Genomic DNA, 17795 nt, shown 5'->3' with positions numbered 1-17795 from the left:
CGATTCAACTGGCCGCAGCGGTTTTGGGCAGGATGTCGCTGGAGATCATTTCGCCGAACGGGCTGACATAGCCGCGGCTTTCCGGCCGCGGCGGCTGGGCGATATCCAGATGCGGGAACAGCAGCTCGGCGACGCGGTAGCTCTCCTCCAGATGCGGATAGCCGGAGAAGACGAACGTATCGATGCCCAGCTCGGCGTATTCCCGGACCCGCGCCGCCACGGTGGGGCCGTCGCCGACCAGTGCCGTGCCGGCACCGCCGCGCACCAGACCGACCCCAGCCCAGAGATTCGGCGCCACCACCAGCCTGTCCCTGCGCCCGCCATGCAGCGCGGCCATACGCTGCTGGCCGACCGAATCGAAGCGCGCCAGCGAGGCCTGCGCCTTGGCGATGGTGTCGTCGTCGAGATGGCTGATCAGCCGCTCGGCGGCGGCCCAGGCCTCGTCGTTGGTTTCGCGCACGATCACATGCAGGCGGATGCCGAACCGCACGGTGCGCCCGTGCCGCGCGGCGCGTTTGCGCACATCGGCGATCTTCTCGGCGACGGCGTCCAGCGGCTCGCCCCAGGTCAGATACAGCTCGACCTGCTCGGCCGCCAACTCATGCGCGGCCTCGGACGAGCCGCCGAAGTACAGCGGCGGGCGCGGCTGCTGAATCGGCGGATAGAGCAGCTTGGCGCCCTTGACCTGAAGATGCTTGCCGTCCAGGTCGACGGTCTCGCCCTCCAGCGCGCGGCGCCAGATGCGGGTAAATTCGACGGCGGCTTCATAGCGCTCGGCGTGGCTCAGATTCAGCCCGTCGGCTGCCAGCTCGTCCGGGTCGCCGCCGGTGACCAGATTGAACAGCGCACGGCCGTTGGAGAGCCGGTCCAGGGTCGCCGCCTGCCGCGCCGCGACGGTCGGCGAGATGATTCCCGGACGCAGGGCGACGAGGAATTTCAGACGCTGCGTCACCGGGATCAGCGAGGCGGCGACCAGCCAGGAATCCTCGCAGGAGCGTCCGGTGGGAATCAGCACGCCACCGAAACCCAGGCGGTCGGCGGCCTGGGCGATCTGCGTGAGGTAGCCGTGGTCGACCGCGCGAGCGCCTTCGGCCGTGCCGAGGTAGTGACCGTCGCCGTGGGTCGGCAGGAACCAGAAGATGTTAAGACTCATGGGAATGCTCCATATCCATTGGGGTGCGCGACGTCTGCGCCGCGCGGAAAATTCGGTCGGGGTGCGTTATTCGGCGTGCTGGGCGATACGCTTGGGCGGCGTCCAGACGACGCTCTCGATGACCAGCGGTCTGGGAATCAGCTTGAGCGCGGTGAAGGTGTCGGCGATGGCCTGCTGCGCGCGCACCACCTCCGGCGTGATCGGCCGCGCGCCATAGCCCTGACGGATCACCGCCTTGCGGGTGATCTCGCTCGGCAGGCCGAGCAACGGCGCAACCTGGGCGGTGGCCTCGTCAACGTTGTCCTCGACCCACTCGCCGATATCGCGGATTTCCTCGATCAATACGCCGAGCACCGCGGGATTGCGCTCGGCGAAGGGCCGCGCGGCGAGGTAGAACTGGTGATTGCTGACCAGCCCCTGACCGTCACGCAGCGTATGCGCCTGCAACTGCTGTTCCGCGGCAGCCTGGAACGGATCCCAGATCACCCAGGCATCCACGCTGCCGCGCTCGAAGGCGGCGCGGGCGTCGGCCGGCGGCAGGTAGATCGGCTGGATATCGGTGTAGCTCAGCCCCGCCGATTGCAGCGCGCGCACCAGCAGGTAGTGCACGTTGGAGCCCTTGTTCAGCGCGATCTTCTTGCCCTTGAGCTCGGCCAGCGAACGGATCGGGGAGTCCTTGGGCAGCAGGATCGCCTCGCCGCTCGGCGCCGGCGGTTCATGCGCGACGTAGAGCAGATCGGCACCGGCGGCCTGGGCGAACACCGGCGGGGTTTCGCCGGTCACGCCGAAGTCGATCGAGCCGACGTTGAGGCCTTCGAGCAACTGCGGGCCGCCGGGAAACTCGGTCCACTGCACGGTGAATCCCTGTTCCGCCAGCCGCTTCTCCAGCGTGCCGCGTGCCTTGAGCAGCACCAGCGTGCCGTATTTCTGATAACCGATACGCAGGACGTCGCCCTGCTCCGATGCAGCCTGAACCTGAGAAATGGCGCCGAAGGAAATGGCCGCGGCAAACAGGGCGACCAGTCCGCAACGCAAGGTATTGGTGCGCATGGCACTCTCCTTTGCAGTCTGGATGTGGATTTACGGCCTGCTTGCCCGTTGGCGGGCGAGTGAGACTGTAGAACCGCCGTCAGGCGGGTGTTGCGCAGGTAACCCGGTGGCAATCCGGGAATACGGTTGGGGTTAGATGCTCCAGCGCGCGCTGGTCAAGCGCTCAGACAGCAGTTGCGGGTTCAGCGGTTGCGGGCGTCTGGCCAGAGCGGCATACAGCTGCTGCAGCGATTCGACCAGCCGTTCGTGCAGTTCCGGCGCCAGGCTGGCCGGGCGCTGCGGCTCGGCATAGGCGATCTGGGCATCGGTCGCATACACGCCGTGCAGCATTTCCTTGGCCTTGAGCGCGGCGAGCACCGGCTTGAGCGCGTAATCGACCGCCAGCATGTGCGCCACGCTGCCGCCGGTCGCCAGCGGCAACACCGCCTTGTGCGCCAAGGCGCGCTCGGGCAGCAGGTCCAACAGGGTTTTCAGCGCACCGGCGATGGAGGCCTTGTACACCGGCGTGGCGATCAGCAGACCGTCCGCCCGCGCGACATGTTCGAGCAGTTGCCGTACCCGTGGACTGTCGAAGCGCGCGTGCAGCAGATCCGCGGCATCGAAGTCGCGCACGCCATAACGCACCACTTCGACGCCACGCTGGTGCAACCAGTCGCCGGCTATATCCAGCAGCACCGCCGAGCGCGAGCGCTGGCTGGGGCTGCCGGCGAGAGAAACGACCAACATGCGGGAATTCCTTCTCGTGCTCGCTCAGCGATTGGGCTGCGGGGTCAGGCGCAGATACGGCTTCACCGCGCGGTAGCCCTTGGGAAAGCGCTGTTTGAGCTCTTCCTCGTCCTTGATCGAGGGCACGATCACCACGTCATCGCCGTCCTGCCAGTTGGCCGGGGTGGCGACCTTGTGGTTGTCGGTCAGCTGCAGCGAATCGATCACCCGCAGGATCTCGTGGAAGTTGCGCCCGGTGCTCGCCGGGTAGGTGATGGTCAGGCGCACCTTCTTGTTCGGATCGATGACGAACAGCGAACGCACGGTCAGGGTGTCGCTGGCGTTCGGATGGATCAGGTCGTACAGCTCGGAGACCTTGCGATCGGCGTCCGCGAGGATCGGGAAGTTGACGCGGGTGTTCTGCGTCTCGTTGATGTCGTCGATCCACTTGATGTGCGAATCCACCGGGTCCACGGACAAGGCGATGGCCTTGACGTTGCGTTTGGCGAATTCGTCCTTCAGCTTGGCGGTAAAACCGAGCTCCGTGGTGCACACCGGAGTGAAGTCGGCGGGATGGGAGAACAGCACGCCCCAACTGTCGCCGAGCCATTCGTGAAAGCGAATGCGGCCTTCATTGGAGTCCTGTTCGAAATCGGGGGCGATGTCGCCGAGGCGAATGCTCATAGTTCTGCTCCTTCAGTGGTTCGTTGAGGTGGGCACACTATGCGCATTGCCGGTGCGAATTAAAAAGAATAAATAATGATTTATCTATAACCAAAACTATTGATAGACGCTATGCCTTTCCGGCTGCCGGTCGCTAGGAATACTGGCGGATCAGCTGCTGGAGGCGCTCGCAAGCGGCAGCAAGGCGCTCCTCACTTGCGCGCGCGACACCGAGAAGCAGCCCCGGTCGTTGTGGGTCGGCCGGAGAGAACCATGTCGACAGCGGCGATGGCGCCAGTCCGAAGGCCAGCGCCTCACGAGCGATAACGCTATCGCGTGCCCCTTCGGGCAGCCAAAGCAGTACGCCGAGCCCCGCCGGACGCACCGGATAATCCATCGCCTGCAACGTCGCGTGCAGCGCGGCGCTGCGACTCGCATAGACACGCTTCATGCGACGCAGATGCCGCATGTAATGGCCGTCGCGCATGAACTCGGCGGTGGCGGTTTGCACGGCGGGGCCGGGAGCCGGTGCAAGACACATCACCGCTTCGGCGAACCGCGGAACCAGTGCTGCCGGGACGACGACGAAGCCGAGCCGCAGCGTGGGGCTGATGGTCTTGCTGAACGAGCCGATGTGGATGACGCGGCCGGCGCCGTCCAGCGATGCCAACGCCGGTGCCGCGCGCCGCTTCAGCTGCAATTCGCCGAGGTAGTCATCCTCGATGATCCACGCGCCGGAGCGCGCCGCCCAGTCAAGCAGCTGAACCCGCCGGGCGAGCGACAGCGGAACGCCGGTGGGCGCCTGCTGACCGGGCGTCACCAGGGCCAAGGCGGCATCCGGCGCATGCTGCATGCCGTAGGCGACGTCGATGCCATCGTCGTCCACCGGAATCGGAACCGGGGTGACCTGTGCGATTTCCAGCGCTTTGCGGCTGGGCGGGAACCCCGGATTCTCCACCCAGGCCGAGCGCCCTTCTGCCCTGAGTACTCTGAGCGCGACGCCGAGCGCGCCGGAGAACCCAGCGGTGATGAACACCTGGGATGGACGACATTCGATGCCGCGTGACAGGGCCAGGTGTGCGGCAATCTCGTTGCGCAGCACCTGCTCGCCGCGAGGGTCCGGATAGATGAGCTGAGCATGGACTTCGGTGCGGGCGGCATGTGCGCGCAGGCGCGCAAAGAGCGTCACCGGAAAACTATCCGAGGCGGGCACGCCATTCTGGAAAACCGCCGCTCCGCTCAGAAATTCCTGGTACAGCGGCGGCAGCGCATCCGCCGCGCCCGACGGCTCCGACAAGGCGATCTTCGGGGGATGATCGGTCACCCGGGTGCCGCCGGCACCGCAGGAGACGACCAGCTGCTTGTCCGCCAAGCGCTCGTATGCGGTCTTGACGGTACCTCTGGCGACGCCCAGTTGAGCGGCGAGGTCCAGCCATGACGGCAGCCTGGCGCCAGGCGCGAGCACGCCGCTGTTGATGGCTGCGGTGATACCGATGCGGATCTGCTCGGCCAACGGGGTCTCGGCAGTCCGGTCCAGCTTCAGGTCAAGAATTTTCATGCCGCATGGTATATCCGAAACTAACGTTTTCGGTTCTTTTTGGTGAACCTCCGCGGTCGCATACTGGCCGCCGCCCTCAAAGGAGATCCCCATGAAGCCCACACGCTTGCTACTGCCCTTGCTGACCGCCATCGGAATGACCTTCGCCGGCGTGGCCAGCGCCCACACCCCCGGCGATACGATCAAACCCAACTTTTCCCACGCCTTGCCGAACATTCCGGGCAAGTCGCTGATGGCCGTTGAGGTGACCTACGCACCGGGAGGCGCATCGATGCCGCACCGTCATGCGCAATCGGCATTCATCTATGCCTATGTCGTTTCCGGCCGGATCGTCAGTCAGGTGGCCGGGGAGCCGGAGCGCACCTACTCGGCGGGAGAAACCTGGTACGAAATGCCGGGCGCGCATCATGTGGTCAGTCGCAACGCGAGCGACTCCGAACCGGCCAAGTTGCTGGCGGTGTTCGTCGTCGATTCCGACGACGATGTCCTCACCACCCCTGACGGGCAGGACTCCGGAAATGAATGAACGACTGGACTACGCAAAAGCCTCGCCCGGCGCGGTGAAAGCCCTCGGCGGCGTCTATGGCTATGTCACCCAGTGCGGTCTCGACGAGGTGCTGGTCGAACTGGTTTACCTGCGGGTCAGCCAGATCAACGGATGCGCCTTTTGCCTGGACATGCACACCCGCGACCTCGCCAAGAAGGGTGTCGGGATCGAGAAACTGGCGCTGGTGCAGACCTGGCCCGAAGCCGGCGAGCTGTTCAGCGAACGGGAACGCGCGGCGCTGGCCTGGGCGGAAAGCGTAACCCGCGTCGCGCAGACCGGCGTTCCGGATGCCGAGTTCGCCGCGGCCCGACAAATCTTCGATGAAAAGGAACTGGCCGATCTGACCGTGGCCATCAGCCTGATGAATGCGTACAACCGCCTCGCCATCAGCTTCCGTCGAGTGCCACAAGCGGTTCTCACCGCCAAGACTTGAATGCCGAAACGCCCGTCACGGCCTGCGAACCACCGAAAACCCCTCACGCAACTACAGGATGAAACACATGGAACAGCGATTCGACGTCGCCCAACTTATCCCCGAAGGCTACCGAGCCATGTATGCCTTGCACACCTACGTGCAGGGCGCTGGCCTGGATCTTGGTCTGCTCGAATTGGTGCGTCTGCGCGTATCGCAGACCAATGGCTGCGGTTTCTGCGTCGCCATGCATATCCCGCTGGCGCGCAAGCACGGCGTCAGCGAGCACCAGATCAATCTGGTCGCCACTTGGAAGGAATCGCCGGTTTTCAGCGCTCGCGAGCGGGTCGCGTTGGCCTGGGCCGATGCGGTCACCAGCCTGGCCGGGCAGGAGGTGTCGGATGCGGTTTATGAACAGGTGAAAGCCGAGTTCAGCGCTGAGGAGATCGCCAAACTCACGCTGTGCATCGGCGAGATCAATACCTGGAACCGCCTGATGATCGCTTCGCGCACCCCACCGACGTTGTAACCGTCATCCCAGCCGGATCAGCGCGCCGCATCCTCGAAGCGATTGACCTGGCGCAGGCTCTTGAAGCCCAGCGCCCAGCCGCCGGTGACTGCCAGGGTGCAGGCGCAACCCAGCAGCGCCGCCGGCACCGCGCCGAGCCATGCGGCGCTGAGGCCGGCGCGGAATTCGCCCAGCTCGTTGGATGAGCCGATGAACAGCATGTTCACCGCATTGACCCGGCCACGCATGGCATCCGGCGTGGAGAACTGGATCAGCGAGGAGCGGATGTAAACGCTGATCATGTCCGCCGCGCCCGCCACCACCAGCGCGGCGAACGACAGCCAGAACAGCGTGGACAGCGCGAACACCAGGTTGGCCAGGCCGAACAGCGCCACGGCGATGAACATCACCCGCCCGACCTGCCGGTCGAACGGCCGCACGCTGAGGTACAACCCCACCGCCACTTCGCCGATCGCCATCGCGCTGCGCAGCAGGCCGAGGCCGGTGGGGCCGACTTTGAGCACGTCCTGCGCGTAGATCGGCAGCAGCGCCACCACGCCGCCGAGCAGCACAGCGAACAGGTCCAGGGAGATCGTACCGAGGATGATCGGCCGCGATCGGATGAAGCCGATGCCCGCGGTAAAACGCGTCCAGGCACCGGTTGTCAGCGTCTCGCGGCGTTCGGCGAAGCGTACCGGTACGCGCCACAGCAGCAGCGTGCCGACCACGAAACCGACCAGGCAGGTGCCGTAGGTCAGCGCGCCGCCGCCCAGTGCGTAGAGCGCGCCGCCCAGCACCGGGCCGCCGATGGTGGCCACGCGCATGATCATGCTGTTGGCGGCGATGGCCGCAGCCAGACGCTTGCGCGGCACGATCTGCGGCAGCAGGCTGGACAACGCCGGTCCGGTGAAGGCCCGCGCGCAGCCATACAACACCAACACGCCGTAGTAGTAGCTCACCGCCTCGCCATGCAGCGACAGCCAGAGCAGCGCCGCGGCGCAGGCGGCTTCGAGCAGCCAGCTCAGCGCCAGGATCAGCTTACGGTCGTAGCGGTCGATCAGGTCACCCGCCGGCAGCAGCAGGAACAGCATTGGCACGAACTGCGCCAGGCCGACATAGGCCAGCGACAGCGGATCGCGGGTGATGTCGTAGACCTGCCAGGCAACGACCACTGCCTGGATCTGCATGGCGAACACCGCCAGCAGACGAGCGGCGAGAAAGGCGGCGAAACCGGGAAGACGGTAGACGGATGAGGTGGTCAAGGCTGGAATCCGCGCGGCAATTGCAGCGCCCGTACCGTAACGGCCGGGCGAAAGCGGATCAGCCTACTGGAGCGCACGGGCCGCAGGCAAACCGGGCCGCCACGTTCCACGCCTCAGTCGTCGGGCGATTCTGCTTCGGCTCAGGCGGCCCGACGGCGGCTCTGGTCGATGCGTTTCTGCAGGCGATACAGGTAGCCGAAGCCCTGCTCCCATCGATGATGGCCGGATTGCACGTTGATGTGGCCGACGCCCGGAAGGATCACCGTCTCGCTGCCCCAGTCGATTCCCAGAACACGGGCGCGCTCGGCGCTGGCGGCGGTGTCGTTGTCGGAGCCGACCAGTTGGCTGGCGAACGGCAGCGCCTGGTGCGGGATGGGCGCGAAGTCGCGCAGCGCCTCGGGGCAGTTGCCGCGCTCGACATCCGCCGGCGCCACCAGCAGTGCACCGCGTACACGTTGCAGTGACGCCGGATCGGCCATCTGCGCCCAATGCGCCACGGTCACGCAGCCCAGGCTGTGGGCGATGAGAATGGTCGGCTGATCGCTGGCGTCGATGCTGCGTTGCAGCTCGGCTACCCAGTCAATGCGGCGCGGCTGGAGCCAGTCCTGCTGCTCGACGCGCGCGCTGTTCGGCAGGCTGCGCTGCCAGTGGCTCTGCCAATGATCGTCCGGCGAGCCTTGCCAGCCCGGCACGATCAGATAACGGATGGAATCGCTGTACATCACCTGCCCTCCTGTCGATGCGGCGCAGTCTAGGTCAGGCCTTACGAGATCAAAAAGAATAAAAAATGATTTGCTTATTCCATTAATCAGGAAAGCATCGATGTACATCAAGCTGATGATGTAATTCGATTTGGTTATATAAATGTTCTTAAACGATATTTTTAAGCATATAACCTCACACCTATTATCCGCCCCACACCTCCCCTGGCTGCGTTTCATCCCGAAGCGCATGGAGGTTTTTCATGGAGAGCAACCGATGAGCGCGACCCTTCGCAATCTGGAAGGTCAGGACGAAGCCAGCATCCTGCGCGAAATCCGCAGCGCCCTGAGCGGCCTGAAGTTCGGCTCGGTGGAGATCACCGTGCACAACGGTCAGGTCGTGCAGATCGAGCGCAAGGAGAAGTTCCGCCTGCAACCGACTGGCAAGACCGCCTGATTCGCTAGAACCGAACCAAGCCCGACTGGACCACCGGAGGGCGTGCAAATGAGAACGACACCATGACCACGCACCGGTACTGCCGCTGTCATCCGCGAATGCGGAGCTGACCAACCTGAACACCCACAAGCCAACGCAAAAAAACGATTTCTTCATTCAGGAGCTGCACATGTCCATTCGTCGCTTCGCCCTCGCCGCCCTGGCGAGCGCCCTCCTCGCCGGCCCCGCGGTGGCCGCCGAGTCTCTGCTCAACGTGTCCTACGACCCGACCCGTGAGCTGTACGTGGAATTCAATCAGGCCTTCAACAAACACTGGCAGGCGCAGGGCCACGAGCCGATCCAGATTCAGCAGTCTCACGGCGGTTCGGGCAAGCAGGCCCGCGCAGTGATCGACGGGCTGCGCGCCGACGTGGTGACCCTGGCGCTGGCCGGCGACATCGACGAGCTGCAGCGCATCGGCAAGCTGATCCCCGAGGACTGGCAGTCCCGCCTGCCGCAGGCCAGCACGCCCTACACCTCGACTATCGTCTTCCTGGTGCGCAAGGGCAACCCGAAAGGCATCAAGGACTGGGATGACCTGGTCAAACCGGGCGTCGAGGTGATCACGCCGAACCCAAAGACCTCCGGCGGCGCCCGCTGGAACTTCCTCGCCGCCTGGGCCTTCGCCCAGCAGAAATTCGGCGACGAAGCGCAAGCTCAATCCTTCGTCGAGAAGCTCTACAAGAATGTGCCGGTGCTGGATACCGGCGCCCGCGGCTCGACCGTCACCTTCGTCAACAACGGTATCGGCGACGTGCTGCTGGCCTGGGAGAACGAAGCCTTCCTGGCTTTGAAGGAACAGGGCGGTGAAGACTTCGAGATCATCGCGCCTTCGCTGTCGATCCTCGCCGAGCCACCGGTGGCGGTGGTGGACAAGAACGTCGAGCGCAAGGGTACGCGGGCGGTAGCCGAGGCCTACCTGAACTACCTGTACAGCGAGGAAGGCCAGCGCATTGCCGCGAAGAACTTCTACCGCCCGCGTAACGAGGCCGTGGCGGCCGAGTTCAAGGCGCAGTTCCCGGCGCTGAAGCTGGTCACCATCGACGATGACTTCGGCGGCTGGAAGGCCGCGCAACCGAAGTTCTTCAATGATGGCGGGATCTTCGACCAGATCTACCAGGCGCAGTAAGCGGAAATTCGTAGGGTGGATGGCCGAAGCCATCCACGCGCTCGAGGCACTGGCCTGCACCCGGCAGGATCAGGCGCGATGCGCGTGGAAGATCGCTTTGCGAGTCTTCCACCCTACGGTCTTCCAGCGTTTCGGCTTCCACCTCTGAAACCGACCGAGACCAGACACGATGTCTACCCGATCTTCCTCTGTCATACCCGGCTTCGGGCTGACGCTGGGCTACACCCTGGTGTACCTCAGCCTGTTGGTGCTGATTCCCCTGGGTGCGCTGTTTCTCAAGACCACCGAACTCAGCTGGGACCAGTTCGTCACCATCATCAGCGCGCCGCGCGTGCTGGCGGCGCTCAAGCTGAGCTTCGGTACCGCCTTCGCCGCCGCCGTGCTCAACGGCGTCATCGGTACGCTGCTGGCCTGGGTGCTGGTGCGCTACCGCTTTCCCGGGCGCAAGGTCATCGAGGCGATGATCGACCTGCCCTTCGCCCTGCCGACCGCCGTGGCCGGTATCGCGCTGACCGCGCTGTATGCGCCGAACGGGCCGATCGGCCAGTTCGCCACGCAGCTGGGCTTCAAGATCGCCTACAGCCCGCTGGGCATCACCCTGGCGCTGACCTTCGTCACCCTGCCGTTCGTGGTGCGCACGCTGCAGCCGGTGCTGGCCGACATTCCGCGTGAAGTCGAGGAAGCCGCCGCCTGTCTCGGTGCCAAGCCCTGGCAGGTGGCGCGGCATGTGTTGCTGCCGGCGCTGCTGCCCGCCTGGCTGACCGGCTTCGCCCTGGCCTTTGCCCGCGGCGTCGGCGAGTACGGCTCGGTGATCTTTATCGCCGGCAACATGCCGATGAAGACCGAGATCCTGCCGCTGCTGATCATGGTCAAGCTGGACCAGTACGACTACGCCGGCGCCACCGCCATCGGGGTGCTGATGCTGGTGGTGGCCTTCATCCTGCTGCTGGCGATCAACCTGCTGCAGCGCCGCATCGCGCGTTCTTGAGGAGTCCGGCATGTCTTCCGTTTCGATAACCACGACCGCCAGCGCCACCGCCAACGCCGCGCGGCGCGGCAATGCCTGGGGCCGGCGGGTGCTGATCCTCGCCGCCTGGCTGGTGTTCGCGCTGTTTTTGCTGCTGCCGTTGCTGATCGTCATCAGTGAGGCGCTGAAGCAGGGTTTCGGCACCTTCTTCGAGGCGATCTTCGAGCCCGACGCCATTGCCGCACTGCAACTCACGCTGCTGGCCGTGGGCATCTCGGTGCCGCTGAACCTGGTATTCGGCGTCGCCGCCGCCTGGTGCGTGAGCAAGTACGAGTTTCGCGGCAAGAGTCTGCTGGTCACGCTGATCGACCTGCCGTTCTCGGTGTCGCCGGTGATCGCCGGCCTGATCTACGTGCTGCTGTTCGGTGCCCAGGGCTATTTCGGCGAATGGCTGAGCGAGCGCGATATCCAGATCGTCTTCGCCGTGCCGGGCATCGTGCTGGCCACGTTGTTCGTCACCGTGCCCTTCGTTGCCCGCGAGCTGATCCCGCTGATGCAGGGACAGGGCAGCACCGAGGAAGAAGCCGCGCGGCTGCTCGGCGCCAGCGGCTGGCAGATGTTCTGGCATATCACCCTGCCGAACATCAAATGGGGCCTGATCTATGGCGTGGTGCTCTGCACCGCGCGGGCGATGGGCGAGTTCGGCGCGGTGTCGGTGGTCTCCGGGCATATCCGCGGGCTGACCAACACCCTGCCGCTGCACGTCGAGATTCTCTACAACGAGTACAACCATGTCGCCGCGTTCAGCGTGGCCAGCCTGCTGCTGGCCCTGGCGCTGCTGATCCTGCTGCTCAAGCAGTGGAGCGAATCGCGCCTCGCGCGCCTGCAAACCGGAGCACATGCATGAGTATCGAAGTTCGCAACGTCAACAAGCGCTTCGGCCAGTTCCAGGCGCTGAACAGCATCAACCTCGACATCCACAGCGGCGAGCTGGTGGCCCTGCTCGGCCCCTCCGGCTGCGGCAAGACCAGCCTGCTGCGCATCATCGCCGGGCTGGAGACGCCGGACACCGGCAGCATCGTGTTCCACGGCGAGGACGTGTCCAGCCACGACGTGCGCGACCGCAACGTCGGTTTCGTCTTCCAGCACTACGCGCTGTTTCGCCACATGACGGTATTCGACAACGTCGCCTTCGGCCTGCGCATGAAGCCGAAGAAGCAGCGACCGAGCGAGGCCGTGATTGCCCAGAAAGTCCACGAACTGCTCGGCCTGGTGCAGCTGGACTGGCTCGCCGACCGCTATCCGGAGCAGCTATCCGGCGGCCAGCGCCAACGTATCGCCCTGGCCCGCGCGCTTGCGGTCGAGCCGCGTGTGCTGCTGCTCGATGAGCCGTTCGGCGCGCTGGACGCCAAGGTGCGCAAGGAACTGCGCCGTTGGCTGGCACGGCTGCACGAGGACGTGCACCTGACCTCGGTGTTCGTCACCCATGACCAGGAGGAAGCGATGGAAGTCGCGGACCGCATCGTGGTGATGAATAAGGGCGTAATCGAGCAGGTCGGCACCCCGGCAGAGGTCTACCGCAACCCGGCCAGCGAGTTCGTCTACGACTTTCTCGGCGATGCCAATCGCCTGCAGTTGGGCGACCGGCCGCTGGTGTTCCGCCCGCACGAGGTGCTGCTGTCGCGCGAGGCGGTGGCCGACTACCAGATCGGCGAGGTGCGCGACATCCGCCCGCTGGGCGCAATCACCCGCGTGACGCTGCGCGTGAACGGCCAGGATGAGCCAATCGAGGCGGAAGTCGGCAACGACCACGCCAGCCTGATCGGCGTGCAACGCGGCGCGACGTTGTATTTCCAACCTTGCCCCGCCGCCCAGCGGTACGGCATCGCGAACGCCTGATGCAACACGCCGGGCGCCCGTCGCGGCGGCCGGTCTCCTGCGCAATCGGGTAACCTGGCGTCGAGTCTCGTCATAGTGCTCGCGGTGTCGGGCTTGAATGCTTCATCGCCGCCGCAATCTTCTGCGATTGAAGCACTCTGATAGCTGGCGTTTACCCTTTGAGCATTGCATGAACGAACCCACCTCCTCCCCGAGCCCGGCGCTGCCGCCGGTGCTCGCCGGGCCGCTGTTGCGCCGCGTCGAAACCACCCGGCTGGTGTTCTGGCTGGTCGGCAGCGAAGCGCTGACATTGCGCCTGCAGCTGAACGTCGACGGTGAACCGGAACGCGTGCGGACCCTCAGCGACGACGAGTGCACGCGAATACGGGTCGGCACGTCGGCGTGGCTGCATCTGATCGATGTGAAGCTCGACGAGCCACTGCCCCAGGACCGGCCGATCCGCTACGACCTGCGCCTGCTCGGCCATGCTGCCGAGCCTGGCATCGCGCAGTGGGCGCCGCATCTGCTGCATGAAGGCGAACGCATGCCGCTGTTCGTTATTCGGCCGCGCTTCGACAACCTGCTGCATGGCTCCTGCCGCAAGCCGCATCACGCCTCCGCTGATGGACTCGTCTGCGTCGATCGCCTGCTCGACGAGGCGCGGCAGGCACCGGAGCAATGGCCGGCGGCCTTGCTGATGACCGGCGACCAGATCTACGCCGACGATGTCGCCGGGCCGATGCTGGTGGCGATCCACGCGCTGATCCGTCACCTGGGGCTCTACGGCGAATGTCTGGAAGGCGCGTTGGTGGCCGACAGCGCCGAGCTGCTGGCGCACCCGGCAACCTATTACCGGCGCGAACAGCTGCTACCGGCGTTCAAGGCCAGCGAGGCGTTGCGCGAGCGCTTCTTCGGCGGCGCGGAAAAGCCAGTGTTCACCACCGCCAATGCGCACAATCACCTGGTGACCCTGTCCGAGGTGCTGGCGATGTACCTGTTGGTGTGGTCGCCGGTGCCCTGGCAGCTGATCGATCCGGTCGCACCGTCGCTCGACGGCGAGCTGGCCCGGCGTTATGCACGTGAAGCCGAGCAGATCGATGCGTTTCGCCGCACCTTGCCGCGCGCGGCGCGGGCGTTGGCGCATGTGTCGACGCTGATGATCTTCGATGACCACGACATCACCGACGACTGGAATCTCTCGGCCCGCTGGGAGGAAACCGCCTATGGCCACCCCTTCTCGCGGCGCATCATCGGCAATGCGCTGGCGGCCTATCTGCTCTGCCAGGGCTGGGGCAACCAGCCCGAAGCCTTCACCACGGTGCTCGCACCGCTGCAGCGGCTACTGAATAGCGCGCGCGACGGCGCGCTCGACTGCCAGGACCAGAACGATGCGGTCGACGCCCTGCTCGCCTTCGCCAACTGGGGATATGTGCTGCCCGGCGAGCCGGCTCTGGTGGTGCTCGACACCCGCACCCGGCGCTGGCGCAGCGAACGCAATCTGAATCGACCCTCGGGCCTGATGGACTGGGAAGCGCTTACTGACTTTCAGCACGCGCTGCTCGATCATCACTCGGCGGTGATCGTCTCGCCGGCGCCGATGTTCGGCGTCAAGCTGATCGAAACGGTACAGCGGGTATTCAGCTGGCTCGGCTACTCGCTGCTGGTCGATGCGGAAAACTGGATGGCCCATCGCGGTGCGGCGCAGGTGATGCTCAACATCTTTCGCCACACGCGCACACCGGGCAACTACGTGATTCTCTCCGGCGACGTGCATTATTCGTTCGCCTACGAAATCCGCATCCGTGGCCGGCGCAGCCGTCCGCAGCTGTGGCAGATCACCAGCAGCGGGGTGAAAAACGAGTTCCCGCGCCGCCTGCTGGATATCTTCGACCGCCTGAATCGCTGGCTCTACTCGCCGCGCTCGCCGCTGAACTGGCTGACCAAGCGCCGAAGGGTCAAGGTGCAGCCCTGGTTGCCCAGCCGCAGCAGCGCCGGTGAGCGTCTGTGGAATGCAGCGGGGATCGGCCATGTGCGACTGGATGCCGAGGGCCGTCCGGCGCTGGTGGAGCAGATCAACGCCGACGGTTCGCCCGCGGTTCAGTTCCGACGACAAGTCTGATTGTCCACCGCTCAGCCGCATGCGACGCTGCGCGCCACGCGAGGTAACGACTTTAACGACGCGGCGGCCGGAACCGGCCACGCGCGACGGGTTCAAACCGCGTGCCATAGGCCAGCAAGCGGCTGAGCGGCGCCATTTTCCCTTTCAGTGACAAGGATTTTTACGTGTTCGATTCGATTACCGGGCTGATCAGCCAGGGCGGCTACTTCGGCATTCTTGCGCTGATGCTGCTGGAAAACCTGTTCCCGCCGATTCCCTCGGAAGTGATCATGCCGCTGGCCGGGTTTCTCGCCGCACGTGGCGAGCTGAACATCATTGGCGTAGTGATCGCCGGGACGCTCGGTTCGTTCCTCGGCGCGCTGCCTTGGTACTACGCCGGCGCCCTGCTCGGCGAAAAGCGCATGCGGCGGCTGGCCCAGCGCTACGGTCGCTGGCTGACGATATCGGGGGACGATGTCACCGAGGCCGGCATCTGGTTTCGCGCGCACGGGCGCAAGGCGGTGTTCTTCGGCCGTCTGGTGCCGGCGATCCGCACGCTGATCTCAGTACCCGCCGGCATCGCGCATATGCCGTTCCGTTCCTTCGCCTTCTATACCCTGGCGGGTTCGGCGATCTGGACCTTCTTGCTGGCGCTGGCCGGTTACCTGCTGCATGCCGAATACGACCGCGTCGCCGAGTACCTGGACCCGGGTTCGAAGATCGTGCTTGGCGTGATCGTGCTGGTCTACGTCTATCGTCTCGTGCGCAACGGCCACGCGCTGCGCCAGCGGCAAGGCGAATGAGGCCGCAACGGCTCAGTCTCGCGGCTGGCCACGGCCGCTGAGCAGAATCGCCCGGCGGCGCTTGCCCTTCATCAGGGTTTTCATGAGGCTGCGCCGGGCCTGCTCGTCCAGGTAGAACGCATCCGGATCGGGCAAGTCGCCTTCGCGCAGAAAATGCCCGTCCGGCTCGGCCGGCTCCACCACTTCCACCACCGTCGCGGCGCCCGCGCCACGGATGGCGTCCCAACCCTTGCCGTGGCCTTCGACCAGCACCGGTGTATCACCGGGGTAGCCCTGCAGGATTGCTATCAGTTCAGCCGCTGTCATCGTCCGTACCATCGCCAGTGAGCGCGCAGGCGCAATGAGCGGCATCTTATCCGCTTCGCTGCGGTTATCCGTAGGCGTAGGGAGTCAGGCAGGAATGGACTGGTATGCCGGCGCCGGCAACTCGCTGCCCGCGTCGGCCAGTCGGGTCTGCGTGTTTTCCAGCAACGGGAAGATACCCTCCAGCACGGCCACCAGCTGCGGATCGAAATGCACGCCCGCCTGTTCGCGCACATATTGCTGGGCACGCTCGGCCGGCCACGGCTGTTTGTAGGGGCGCGGTGAACGCAGCGCGTCGTATACATCGCACAGGGCGACGACAGCGGGATGTATTCGAAAATAGCGAAAGAAGATGAATTGCGGATGGCCGTATAGCCAACGATCTGCAGCCGCATAAGGCGCGGTAAAGCAGTACGGAGCGCGGAACTAGGGTCACCTGGACAGGTGAAGCGGGAATGCTCATTGGTGCCCGGAGCGGGGGTCGAACCCGCATACCCTTTCGGATGAGGGATTTTAAGTCCCTTGCGTATACCAATTTCGCCATCCGGGCGGAGCGCTGTAGTGGCCGCCAAGGTGGATCGCGGCGGCGCAGGACTATAACCAGCTACCCGGCTTCACGCAACCGCACCGGTCGTGCATCGGCGGAGGGTTGCCGGGTTGATATGCGAGCTATGAGGTCGACTGTGTTTTTCATGCCCCAAACAAAAAGCCCCGCAAGCGTTAACTTGCGGGGCTTTCGATACTGGAGGCCGATGTCGGAATCGAACCGGCGTACACGGATTTGCAATCCGCTGCATAACCACTCTGCCAACCGGCCTCAAAACAATGACGCCGCATTCTCTGCGGCGTCATCTACAACAAATTGGAGCGGGAAACGAGACTCGAACTCGCGACCCCGACCTTGGCAAGGTCGTGCTCTACCAACTGAGCTATTCCCGCGTTGTCTTGGTGACGGGCGCCATTCTATAGGATCAGAGCGCGACGTCAAGCCCTTGATTAAAAAAGTTTTATTTCTTTTCGGCGCTCAGATGAGGCCAGGCCGCGTTCAGGTAGTTGATCATCGACCACAGCGTCAGTCCGGCTGCGATGAAGAGCAACGCGTAGCCCAGGCTGACCCAGATCGTCAGAGCTGGCGGATTGGCCAGCAGGATCACCAGCGCCACCATTTGCGCTGCGGTTTTCCATTTACCGAGATTGGAGACGGCTACCTGCGCGCGCGCACCCAGTTCGGCCATCCACTCGCGCAGCGCCGAGACGACGATCTCACGCCCGATGATGATGGCTGCCGGTAGCGTCAGCCACAGGTTGGCATGCTCGCCGACCAGCAGCACCAGGGCGACGGCCACCATCAGCTTGTCCGCCACCGGATCGAGGAAGGCGCCGAATGGGGTGCTCTGCTCCAGGCGACGGGCCAGGTAGCCATCGAGCCAATCGGTCACTGCGGCAATGGTGAACACTGCACTAGCGGCCAGATAGCTCCAGTGAAATGGCAGGTAGAACAGCAGAATGAAGATTGGGATCAGCAGCACGCGCAGCACGGTGAGCAGGTTTGGAATATTCAT

The 17795-nt window shown here is 64.7% G+C and carries 21 protein-coding genes and 3 tRNA genes; 11 read left to right on the top strand and 13 right to left on the bottom strand.

All coding sequences use genetic code 11. The features are described from left to right. Nucleotides 1-4 precede the first annotated feature (4 nt). The 5 genes from ssuD to pdxR form a co-directional block, all read right to left on the bottom strand. Nucleotides 5-1153 (bottom strand): FMNH2-dependent alkanesulfonate monooxygenase, encoded by a 1149-nt coding sequence (ssuD, locus tag AC0ZJQ_RS09545; protein ID WP_155551927.1) that lies wholly within the window; start codon nt 1151-1153, stop codon nt 5-7. Nucleotides 1154-1219: 66 nt separating this feature from the next. Then, nucleotides 1220-2203 (bottom strand): sulfonate ABC transporter substrate-binding protein, encoded by a 984-nt coding sequence (locus tag AC0ZJQ_RS09540; RefSeq protein ID WP_314020198.1) that lies wholly within the window; start codon nt 2201-2203, stop codon nt 1220-1222. Nucleotides 2204-2335: 132 nt separating this feature from the next. Next, nucleotides 2336-2929, bottom strand: a complete 594-nt coding sequence (ssuE, locus tag AC0ZJQ_RS09535; protein WP_314020197.1) for an NADPH-dependent FMN reductase — start codon at nt 2927-2929, stop codon at nt 2336-2338. A 24-nt stretch (nt 2930-2953) separates the two neighbouring features. Next, nucleotides 2954-3592, bottom strand: coding sequence for a peroxiredoxin (locus AC0ZJQ_RS09530; protein ID WP_155551933.1), 639 nt, complete (start codon nt 3590-3592; stop codon nt 2954-2956). A gap of 133 nt (nt 3593-3725) precedes the next feature. Then, on the bottom strand, nt 3726-5129 hold the full coding sequence (pdxR, locus tag AC0ZJQ_RS09525) for a MocR-like pyridoxine biosynthesis transcription factor PdxR (RefSeq protein WP_165594374.1): 1404 nt from the start codon (nt 5127-5129) through the stop codon (nt 3726-3728). 91 nt (nt 5130-5220) lie between these two features. Between pdxR and AC0ZJQ_RS09520 the strand changes: the two genes are divergently transcribed. The 3 genes from AC0ZJQ_RS09520 to AC0ZJQ_RS09510 all read left to right on the top strand — a co-directional run bounded on the left by AC0ZJQ_RS09520 (nt 5221) and on the right by AC0ZJQ_RS09510 (nt 6617). Continuing rightward, complete coding sequence (locus AC0ZJQ_RS09520; protein WP_165594373.1) at nt 5221-5655, top strand: cupin domain-containing protein; 435 nt, start codon at nt 5221-5223, stop codon at nt 5653-5655. After that, nucleotides 5648-6109, top strand: a complete 462-nt coding sequence (locus AC0ZJQ_RS09515) for a carboxymuconolactone decarboxylase family protein (protein ID WP_476477730.1) — start codon at nt 5648-5650, stop codon at nt 6107-6109. Before AC0ZJQ_RS09520 ends, AC0ZJQ_RS09515 begins: the two co-directional genes overlap by 8 nt. 67 nt (nt 6110-6176) lie before the next feature. Further along, nucleotides 6177-6617, top strand: coding sequence for a carboxymuconolactone decarboxylase family protein (locus tag AC0ZJQ_RS09510; protein WP_165594371.1), 441 nt, complete (start codon nt 6177-6179; stop codon nt 6615-6617). A gap of 17 nt (nt 6618-6634) precedes the next feature. On the opposite strand, the gene AC0ZJQ_RS09505 is transcribed toward AC0ZJQ_RS09510, so the two are convergent. Beyond that, the gene (locus AC0ZJQ_RS09505; protein ID WP_165594370.1) at nt 6635-7858 is read right to left on the bottom strand and encodes an MFS transporter; all 1224 of its coding nucleotides are present in this window, start codon (nt 7856-7858) and stop codon (nt 6635-6637) included. A gap of 140 nt (nt 7859-7998) precedes the next feature. Next, the gene (locus AC0ZJQ_RS09500) at nt 7999-8580 is read right to left on the bottom strand and encodes an alpha/beta hydrolase (RefSeq protein ID WP_165594369.1); all 582 of its coding nucleotides are present in this window, start codon (nt 8578-8580) and stop codon (nt 7999-8001) included. A 256-nt stretch (nt 8581-8836) separates the two neighbouring features. Between AC0ZJQ_RS09500 and oscA the strand changes: the two genes are divergently transcribed. The 8 genes from oscA (at nt 8837) to AC0ZJQ_RS09460 (ending at nt 15930) form a co-directional block, all read left to right on the top strand. Beyond that, nucleotides 8837-9016, top strand: a complete 180-nt coding sequence (gene oscA, locus AC0ZJQ_RS09495) for a sulfur starvation response protein OscA (RefSeq protein ID WP_155551945.1) — start codon at nt 8837-8839, stop codon at nt 9014-9016. A 169-nt stretch (nt 9017-9185) separates the two neighbouring features. Then, a complete protein-coding gene (locus AC0ZJQ_RS09490; protein ID WP_165594368.1) occupies nt 9186-10184 on the top strand; it encodes a sulfate ABC transporter substrate-binding protein in 999 nt (332 codons plus the stop codon). Nucleotides 10185-10203: 19 nt separating this feature from the next. After that, on the top strand, nt 10204-10332 hold the full coding sequence (locus AC0ZJQ_RS09485; RefSeq protein ID WP_256663177.1) for a hypothetical protein: 129 nt from the start codon (nt 10204-10206) through the stop codon (nt 10330-10332). Nucleotides 10333-10353: 21 nt separating this feature from the next. Then, on the top strand, nt 10354-11172 hold the full coding sequence (cysT, locus tag AC0ZJQ_RS09480) for a sulfate ABC transporter permease subunit CysT (protein WP_167135303.1): 819 nt from the start codon (nt 10354-10356) through the stop codon (nt 11170-11172). A 10-nt stretch (nt 11173-11182) separates the two neighbouring features. After that, nucleotides 11183-12058 carry a sulfate ABC transporter permease subunit CysW gene (cysW, locus tag AC0ZJQ_RS09475; protein WP_167135301.1) on the top strand — a complete coding sequence of 292 codons (876 nt, stop codon included), beginning with the start codon at nt 11183-11185 and terminating at the stop codon, nt 12056-12058. Then, complete coding sequence (locus tag AC0ZJQ_RS09470; RefSeq protein WP_458989715.1) at nt 12055-13050, top strand: sulfate/molybdate ABC transporter ATP-binding protein; 996 nt, start codon at nt 12055-12057, stop codon at nt 13048-13050. The genes cysW and AC0ZJQ_RS09470 overlap by 4 nt, the downstream gene beginning before the upstream one ends. A gap of 169 nt (nt 13051-13219) precedes the next feature. Then, nucleotides 13220-15148 carry an alkaline phosphatase D family protein gene (locus AC0ZJQ_RS09465; protein WP_314020192.1) on the top strand — a complete coding sequence of 643 codons (1929 nt, stop codon included), beginning with the start codon at nt 13220-13222 and terminating at the stop codon, nt 15146-15148. 164 nt (nt 15149-15312) lie between these two features. Then, complete coding sequence (locus AC0ZJQ_RS09460) at nt 15313-15930, top strand: DedA family protein (protein WP_213663365.1); 618 nt, start codon at nt 15313-15315, stop codon at nt 15928-15930. Between the two features lie 12 nt (nt 15931-15942). Here the strand turns inward: AC0ZJQ_RS09460 and AC0ZJQ_RS09455 are convergent, their stop codons facing one another. From AC0ZJQ_RS09455 to pgsA, 6 genes are all read right to left on the bottom strand, one after another. Further along, nucleotides 15943-16236, bottom strand: coding sequence for a hypothetical protein (locus AC0ZJQ_RS09455; RefSeq protein ID WP_213663366.1), 294 nt, complete (start codon nt 16234-16236; stop codon nt 15943-15945). 84 nt (nt 16237-16320) lie between these two features. Beyond that, nucleotides 16321-16467, bottom strand: coding sequence for a hypothetical protein (locus AC0ZJQ_RS09450; protein ID WP_314020190.1), 147 nt, complete (start codon nt 16465-16467; stop codon nt 16321-16323). A gap of 229 nt (nt 16468-16696) precedes the next feature. Then, nucleotides 16697-16783 (bottom strand) — tRNA-Leu (locus AC0ZJQ_RS09445). A 193-nt stretch (nt 16784-16976) separates the two neighbouring features. After that, nucleotides 16977-17050, bottom strand: a tRNA-Cys gene (locus AC0ZJQ_RS09440). 46 nt (nt 17051-17096) lie between these two features. After that, a tRNA-Gly gene (locus AC0ZJQ_RS09435) sits at nt 17097-17172 on the bottom strand. Nucleotides 17173-17240: 68 nt separating this feature from the next. Then, nucleotides 17241-17795 (bottom strand): CDP-diacylglycerol--glycerol-3-phosphate 3-phosphatidyltransferase, encoded by a 555-nt coding sequence (gene pgsA / locus AC0ZJQ_RS09430; protein ID WP_008567753.1) that lies wholly within the window; start codon nt 17793-17795, stop codon nt 17241-17243.

The sequence above is a fragment of the Stutzerimonas sp. 21-1 genome, from assembly GCF_056336065.1.
The sequence above is the reverse complement of the archived record's forward strand: the minus strand, read 5'-3'. Positions and strand labels throughout refer to the sequence as shown.